Origin of the sequence: Ideonella azotifigens, from assembly GCF_006519715.1 — a bacterium.
GTDB classification, from domain to species: Bacteria; Pseudomonadota; Gammaproteobacteria; order Burkholderiales; family Burkholderiaceae_C; genus Ideonella; species Ideonella azotifigens.
Genome location: NZ_VIDT01000311.1, coordinates 1 through 6,307 on the forward strand (window position 1 = coordinate 1; position 6,307 = coordinate 6,307).

The window sequence follows — 6,307 nt, forward strand, 5'->3', positions numbered from 1 at the left end:
AGCGAGGCCAGCAAGGCTTCGAGGCTGAGCGCCTGCGGTCCCGTGCAGACCAGCAAGCCGCGGGTTGCCGAGGCCGGCCCAAGCAACTGCGCGCAGGCATTGGCCATGTCCGGGACGGCCACCGGCTGAATCAAGGTGCGCCGGCCTTCGGGCGGCAGTGCCAGCCAGCGCAGTCGGGACATCTTGACGAACAACTCGCTGCCTGCACCGCCGCGGCCGAACACCACGCTGGGCCGCAGCACCACGCCGTCCAGCTCACCGCGCTCGGTCAGCGCCAGCAGCGTGTTGTCCGCCTCGGCCTTGGTGAGGGCATAGGACGAGTCCTGGCCTTCAATGCCCAGCGCGGAGACCTGCAGCACCCGCCGCACGCCAGCATCTGCGCAGGCCTGAAACAGCGCCTGCGGTGCCTGCGTGTGCAGCAACTGCATGGGCTGCCGGCGGCTGTCGCGCAGCACGCCCACGGCGTTGATCACAGCGTCCACACCGGTCAGCAGTGGCAGCCAGTCGCTTGGCTGGGTCATCGCCATGAAGTTCACGGCCAGGGGCTCCTGGCCGACCGCTGCCTGACCGCTTCGGCTCGCAGCCAGCACCTGATGGCCGTGATCCCGCAGCGCGCGGGCGATGTGCCGGCCGATGAAACCGGTGGCGCCACAAAGCAGCACTCGCATGGCTCAGCGCTCCGTGTGGGTGTGAATGTCGCAATGCCCTGCGTGGCAGCGCGAGGTGTCGTTCGCGGCGCGTTCCGCCGCCCTGCACAGCGTGGTTTCGAACAGCGCGTGGCTGATCCAGTGCGGCAGTGCGCGGCGGTGCCTGGCAATCCACGGATAGGCCCGCTCGGCCAGCCGGCCCAGCAGCGGCTGGTTCAGCAGTTGCGACACCCGGGGCAGGCCGGCCGCTACATAGGCCAGGCGGAACACGGCCACGCCGGTCAGCCACGTGCCGTCGGCTCGCTGGCCGCGCATCAGCGTCAGCATGTCGGCCAGGGTTGGCCCGCCTGCAGGCGGCACGAAGCCCGGCGCGCTGACGTCGACAAAGCGCAGCAGCCCGTCGCGGTTGCGCAGCATCAGGTTGCGCATCTCGCCGTTGCACAGCGGGCAGGCCGACTCGTAGTAGAGCGTCAGCGGATAGGCACCAGCGTCATGGTGCAGGGGGTGCACTCTCATCATCTTCTCCGTTTGAAATTTCAGTAGAAACAGAAATTTAGGCTCAAAAAAAAGGGGACTGCCCATCGCCTTGTTGCGACAACCCGTTCAGCTGTCCCCACGCACGAAGCGCTGCACACTGGCGCCGAGCTTCAGCACCTTCTCCAGCGTGGTGGGCGAGAGCCGCAGCATCTCGTCTGACCACAGCCCCAGCGTCTCCATGAAACGCAGCGTTTCGCGCACGCGGTCCTGCGCATCGGCCGGTTCCTGCTCGAAGCCGGGCTGGGCCTGCAGCTCCTTCAGCAGGCGCACGGTCGGGTCGAACTCGCGTTCCTTGCGCTCGCGCACGATGGTGCGGAACAGCTCCCACACGTCGAGTGAGGTCTCGAAATAGTCGCGCCGGTCGCCCAGCACGTGGGTGGTTCGCACGAGGTTCCAGTTCAGCAGTTCCTTCAGGCTGGTGCTGACGTTGGAGCGCGCAATGCTCAGCGTCTCGGAGATCTCCTCGGCGTGCAGCGGCCGGCCATGGAAGTAGAGCAGGGCGTGGATCTGCGAAACGCTGCGGTTCACGCCCCAGTTGCTGCCCATCTCGCCCCAGTGCACGATGAAGCGGCGGGCGGTGTCGGTGAGTTCCATGGCTGCATGCTAGGTTTCTTCTTGTATTTCTGTCAATACAGAAATTAAGGCGGTGAATGCGTTGTGTGACAGCCGCCCATAATCGGCTTCCCATGAACTTGCGTTTCGTGGAGGCCTTCCATTGGGCGGTGTCGCTGAAGAGCGTGACGCGTGCGGCCGAGAAGCTGCACATCACGCAATCGGCGCTGTCCTCGCGCATCTCGGCGCTGGAAGAGGAACTGGGCGTGGTGCTGGTGGACCGGCGCGACAAGCAGTTCCGCCTGACGATTGCCGGCCAGCGCTTCCACGTGCTGGCCATCCGCCTGCTGGACGTGCAGCGCCAACTCAAGGAGGAGATGGGCAACCATGCCAGCCGGCCGGTGGCGCTGCGCATCGGGGCGATCGAATCGGTGGTGCACAGTTGGCTGACCGGCTGGCTGCAGCAGATGCGCCGCACCCACCCGGACTTTGCACTGGAGCTGACGGTGGAAACCTCGCCGGTGCTGGTCGACCAGGTGCGCCGCGGCGCGCAGGACCTGGTGTTTGCCGCCATCCCGGCGACCGACGCCTCGGTGCGCACCCGCCCGCTGCCGCCCATGCCCATGGTCTTTGTGGGCCATGCCGAGCAGCACACCAAGCCGCGCTACAGCCTGCTGGACCTGTCCTGCATCGAGCTGCTGACCTTCCAGCGTGGCTCTCAGCCGCACCAGGCGCTGCTGGAGCTGTTCCAGCGCCACGGCGCGCCGCTGCCGCGGGTGCACGCGATCTCGTCGATCTCGGCCATGGTGCAACTGGTCGAAGGCGGCTTCGGCATTGCCACCTTGCCGGAGAGCGCGGCGCTGCAACTGGCACGCCGTGCACCGCTGCGCTGCCTGTTGGCCGACGCCACGCTGGCGCCGTTGCCCATCCACGCCAGCTACCGCGAGGACCCAACGTCTTCGCTGACCGAGTCGGTGCTGGACTCGGCGCAGGCCTACCTGTCGCAAGGCAACCCAACAGTGCCAGTCGAGCCCGCAGCCTGATCGCGCTTTCCGTTCACCGTGACGGTGCCCGCTGGCAACGGGGTTTGCACCAGGATCCATCATTCAAAAATTCGATGAGGCCAACGGGAAATTTCTCGTTGGAAGCCCGGTCACCACACTTTCACAATGCGCCGCATTCCCAGGTCTTTTGAGGCCTGCCGCCAGCAAGCACCAGGAGTTGCCCCATGAACGCGAGCACCGCCGCTTCCTTCTCAGTCATGACCCCGGCCGACCTCGGCCTGTCCGCGGCTTCCACCGGGCGCGACGTGCGCCTGGCTGCCCGCAGCGGCGGCTTCCTGGGCCACACCAGCGGACTGGCCGCCGAGTACGTGCAGGTCAACCTCGCCATCCTGCCGACCGAGCTGGCCGGCGACTTCCTGCGCTACTGCCAGCGCAACCCCAAGCCCTGCCCGCTGCTGGGCGTGTCCGAACCTGGCGAGTGGACGCTGCCGGATCTGGCCGAGGACCTGGACCTGCGCGCCGATGTGCCGCGCTACCGCGTGTGGCGGCATGGCGAACTGGTGGCCGAGCCCTCCGACCTGCACGGCCTGTGGCGCAAGGACCTGGTGACCTTCGCGCTGGGCTGTTCGTTCTCGTTCGAGCACGCGCTGCTGGCCGACGGCATGCGCCTGCGCCATGTGGACGAGGGCCGCAACGTGGCCATGTACCGCACCAACATCCCGACGCGTGCCGCCGGCGTCTTCCATGGGCCGATGGTGGTCACGATGCGGCCACTGAAAGCCGCCGATGCGATCCGCGCGGTGCAGATCACCACCCGCACGCCCGAAGTGCACGGCGCGCCGGTGCACCTGGGCGACCCGGCCCTGATCGGCATCCGCGACATCATGAAACCAGACTACGGCGATGCGGTCGAGATCCGCAGCGACGAGCTGCCGGTCTTCTGGGCCTGCGGCGTCACGCCGCAGGCGGCCATCGCCGCAGCCAAGCCCGCGTTCTGCATCACCCATGCGCCCGGCCACATGCTGGTGACCGACAGGCTCAACCAACAGCTCGGCCGCAGTTAGGCCGCAGTAGGCCAAATTCAGGTCTCTCTTTTCTCTTGCCGGCACCCCTGGGCTGCCGGCCGTGCCCGAAGTGGCAGGTGTTGTCCCCTCGCGGCGGTCTGGCCAGGGCCGCGGCGGGATGTCACGCGCCGCAATCCCGCCCCACCCACGCATCTCCACATACAGGCAGGACCCCAACCATGTGGCTCAAGCACACCAGCGCCGCCGAGCGGCGCACCCTCGTTGCCACCTTCGCCGGTTACGGCGTTGACGGCTTCGATTACATGATCTACACCTTCCTCATCCCCACGCTGCTCGCGGCCTGGGGCATGACGAAGGCCGAGGCCGGCTACATCGCCACCGGCGCGCTGCTCACCTCCGCCGTGGGCGGCTGGGCGGCAGGCGTGCTGGCGGACCGCTACGGCCGTGTGCGCGTGCTGCAGTGGACGGTGCTGTGGTTCGCCAGCTTCACCTTCCTCAGCGGCTTCACCAGCTCCTTCGGCCAGCTCTTCTTCACCCGCGCCATGCAGGGCTTCGGCATGGGCGGCGAATGGGCCGTAGGTTCGGTGCTGATCGCCGAAACCATCTCGGCCCGGCACCGCGGCAAGGCGGCAGGGCTGGTGCAAAGCAGCTGGGCGGTGGGCTGGGCCGCCTCGGCGCTGGCCTTCTGGGGCCTGTATTCGGTGCTGCCGCCGGAGACGGCCTGGAAGCTGCTGTTCTGGATCGGCATCATTCCCGCGCTGCTGATCCTCTACATCCGCCGCAACCTGGACGAACCGGCCGTCTACCGCGCCGAGCAGGCACGCCGCCGCAGCACCGGTGACCGCGCCAATTTCCTGCGCATCTTCCATCCCTCGCTGCTGCGCACCACCGTGCTGGCCAGCCTGCTGGCCACGGGCATGCAGGGCGCCTACTACTCGGTCACCACCTGGCTGCCGACCTTCCTGAAGACCGAGCGCCATCTCTCGGTGCTGGGCACCAGCACCTACCTGCTGGTGCTGATCGGCGGCTCGTTTGCCGGCTACCTCACCAGCGCCTGGCTGAGCGACGCCATCGGCCGCCGCCGCTGCTTCATGCTGTTCGCCGCCATGGGTGCCGTGCTGGTGCTGAGCTACACCCAGATCCCCATCACCGACGGGCTGATGCTGGTGCTGGGCTTCCCGCTGGGCTTCTTCCTCTCAGGCATCTTTTCCGGCATGGGCGCCTTCCTGTCCGAGCTGTTCCCCAGCGACGTGCGCGGCTCCGGCCAGGGCTTCACCTACAACGTGGGCCGCGCCATCGGCGCCATCTGCCCGGCCCTGATCGGCCAGCTCAGCAGCAGCATGCCGCTGGGCCAGATCCTGGGCTGGATGGCAGCGGGCTGCTACGCGCTGGTGATCCTCGCCGCGCTGGTGCTGCCCGAGACCCGAGGACGCGAGCTTTCTGCCGGCAGCGAAGCGCCGAAGGACGGGTCCGCTGACGCGCCGCGTGCCAACCGGCTGGCTGCCTGACTGCCAGCGCCCCATCGCATTCCCTGGCGGGCCGCGCAGGCGGTCCCGAACAAGACATGACCGAAAACTTGACCTCCTCCGACCGCTGGCAGTTCTGGATCGATCGCGGCGGCACCTTCACCGATCTGGTTGGCCGTGCGCCGGATGGCACGCTGCACACGCTCAAGCTGCTGTCCGAGAATCCCGAGCAATACCGGGACGCCGCGGTCGAAGGCATCCGCCGCCTGCTGGGGCTGCAAGCCGGTGAGCTGATCACGCCAGAGCGTGTCGAATGCGTGAAGATGGGCACGACGGTGGCCACCAATGCGCTGCTGGAGCGCAAGGGCGACCGCACGCTGCTGGTCACCACACGCGGCTTCCGCGACGCGCTGCGCATTGCCAGCCAGGCCCGGCCCAAGCTGTTCGACCGCCACATCCAGCTGCCCGAACTGTTGTACGAGCAGGTCGTCGAGGCGGACGAGCGGGTGGACGCGCAAGGGCAACTGCTGCAACCGCTGGACCTCGCCGCACTGCGCCCGAAACTGCAGGCCGCCTTCGACAGCGGCCTGCGCGCCTGCGCCATCGTCTTCCTGCACGGCTACCGTTCCCCGGCCCACGAGCAGGCCGCGCAAGCGCTGGCGCGCGAGATCGGCTTCACACAGGTCTCGGCTTCGCACGAAGTCAGCCCGCTGATGAAGCTGGTGCCGCGCGGCGACACGACCGTGGTCGACGCCTACCTCAGCCCCATCCTGCGCCGCTACGTGGAGCAGGTTGCAGGGCAGATGCCGGGTGTGCGGCTGTTCTTCATGCAAAGCTCCGGTGGCCTCACCGAGGCGCACCGCTTCCAGGGCAAGGACGCGATCCTCTCCGGGCCGGCCGGTGGCATCGTCGGCATGGTGCGCACCGCGCTGGCCGCGGGCCACGAGAAGGTCATCGGCTTCGACATGGGCGGCACGTCCACCGATGTGAGCCACTTCGCCGGCGAGTTCGAGCGGGCCTTCGACACCGAGGTGGCCGGCGTGCGCATGCGCGCGCCGATGATGAGCATCCACACG

General features: G+C 67.9%; 7 protein-coding genes. 4 read left to right on the forward strand and 3 right to left on the reverse strand.

Translation table 11 applies throughout. The annotated features are described in order from the left end of the window. From FKP22_RS17825 to FKP22_RS17835, 3 genes are all read right to left on the reverse strand, one after another. The coding region (locus FKP22_RS17825; protein WP_141288904.1) for an NAD-dependent epimerase/dehydratase family protein at positions 1–668 on the reverse strand (668 nt) is incomplete at its 3' end. A gap of 3 nt (positions 669–671) precedes the next feature. Next, positions 672–1,163 carry a thiol-disulfide oxidoreductase DCC family protein gene (locus FKP22_RS17830; RefSeq protein WP_141288906.1) on the reverse strand — a complete coding sequence of 164 codons (492 nt, stop codon included), beginning with the start codon at positions 1,161–1,163 and terminating at the stop codon, positions 672–674. Positions 1,164–1,250: 87 nt separating this feature from the next. Then, entirely contained in the window at positions 1,251–1,778 is a 528-nt protein-coding gene (locus FKP22_RS17835) for a GbsR/MarR family transcriptional regulator (protein ID WP_141288908.1), read from the reverse strand. A gap of 92 nt (positions 1,779–1,870) precedes the next feature. Between FKP22_RS17835 and FKP22_RS17840 the strand changes: the two genes are divergently transcribed. The 4 genes from FKP22_RS17840 to FKP22_RS17855 form a co-directional block, all read left to right on the forward strand. Next, positions 1,871–2,779: a LysR family transcriptional regulator gene (locus FKP22_RS17840; RefSeq protein ID WP_141288910.1), complete on the forward strand. Its 909-nt coding sequence runs from the start codon at positions 1,871–1,873 to the stop codon at positions 2,777–2,779. Between the two features lie 185 nt (positions 2,780–2,964). Beyond that, positions 2,965–3,804, forward strand: coding sequence for a putative hydro-lyase (locus FKP22_RS17845; protein WP_141288912.1), 840 nt, complete (start codon positions 2,965–2,967; stop codon positions 3,802–3,804). Positions 3,805–3,983: 179 nt separating this feature from the next. Next, on the forward strand, positions 3,984–5,273 hold the full coding sequence (locus tag FKP22_RS17850; protein WP_141288914.1) for an MFS transporter: 1,290 nt from the start codon (positions 3,984–3,986) through the stop codon (positions 5,271–5,273). Positions 5,274–5,329: 56 nt separating this feature from the next. Continuing rightward, positions 5,330–6,307: hydantoinase/oxoprolinase N-terminal domain-containing protein (locus FKP22_RS17855; RefSeq protein WP_310733346.1), on the forward strand; the 978-nt coding region annotated here is incomplete at its 3' end.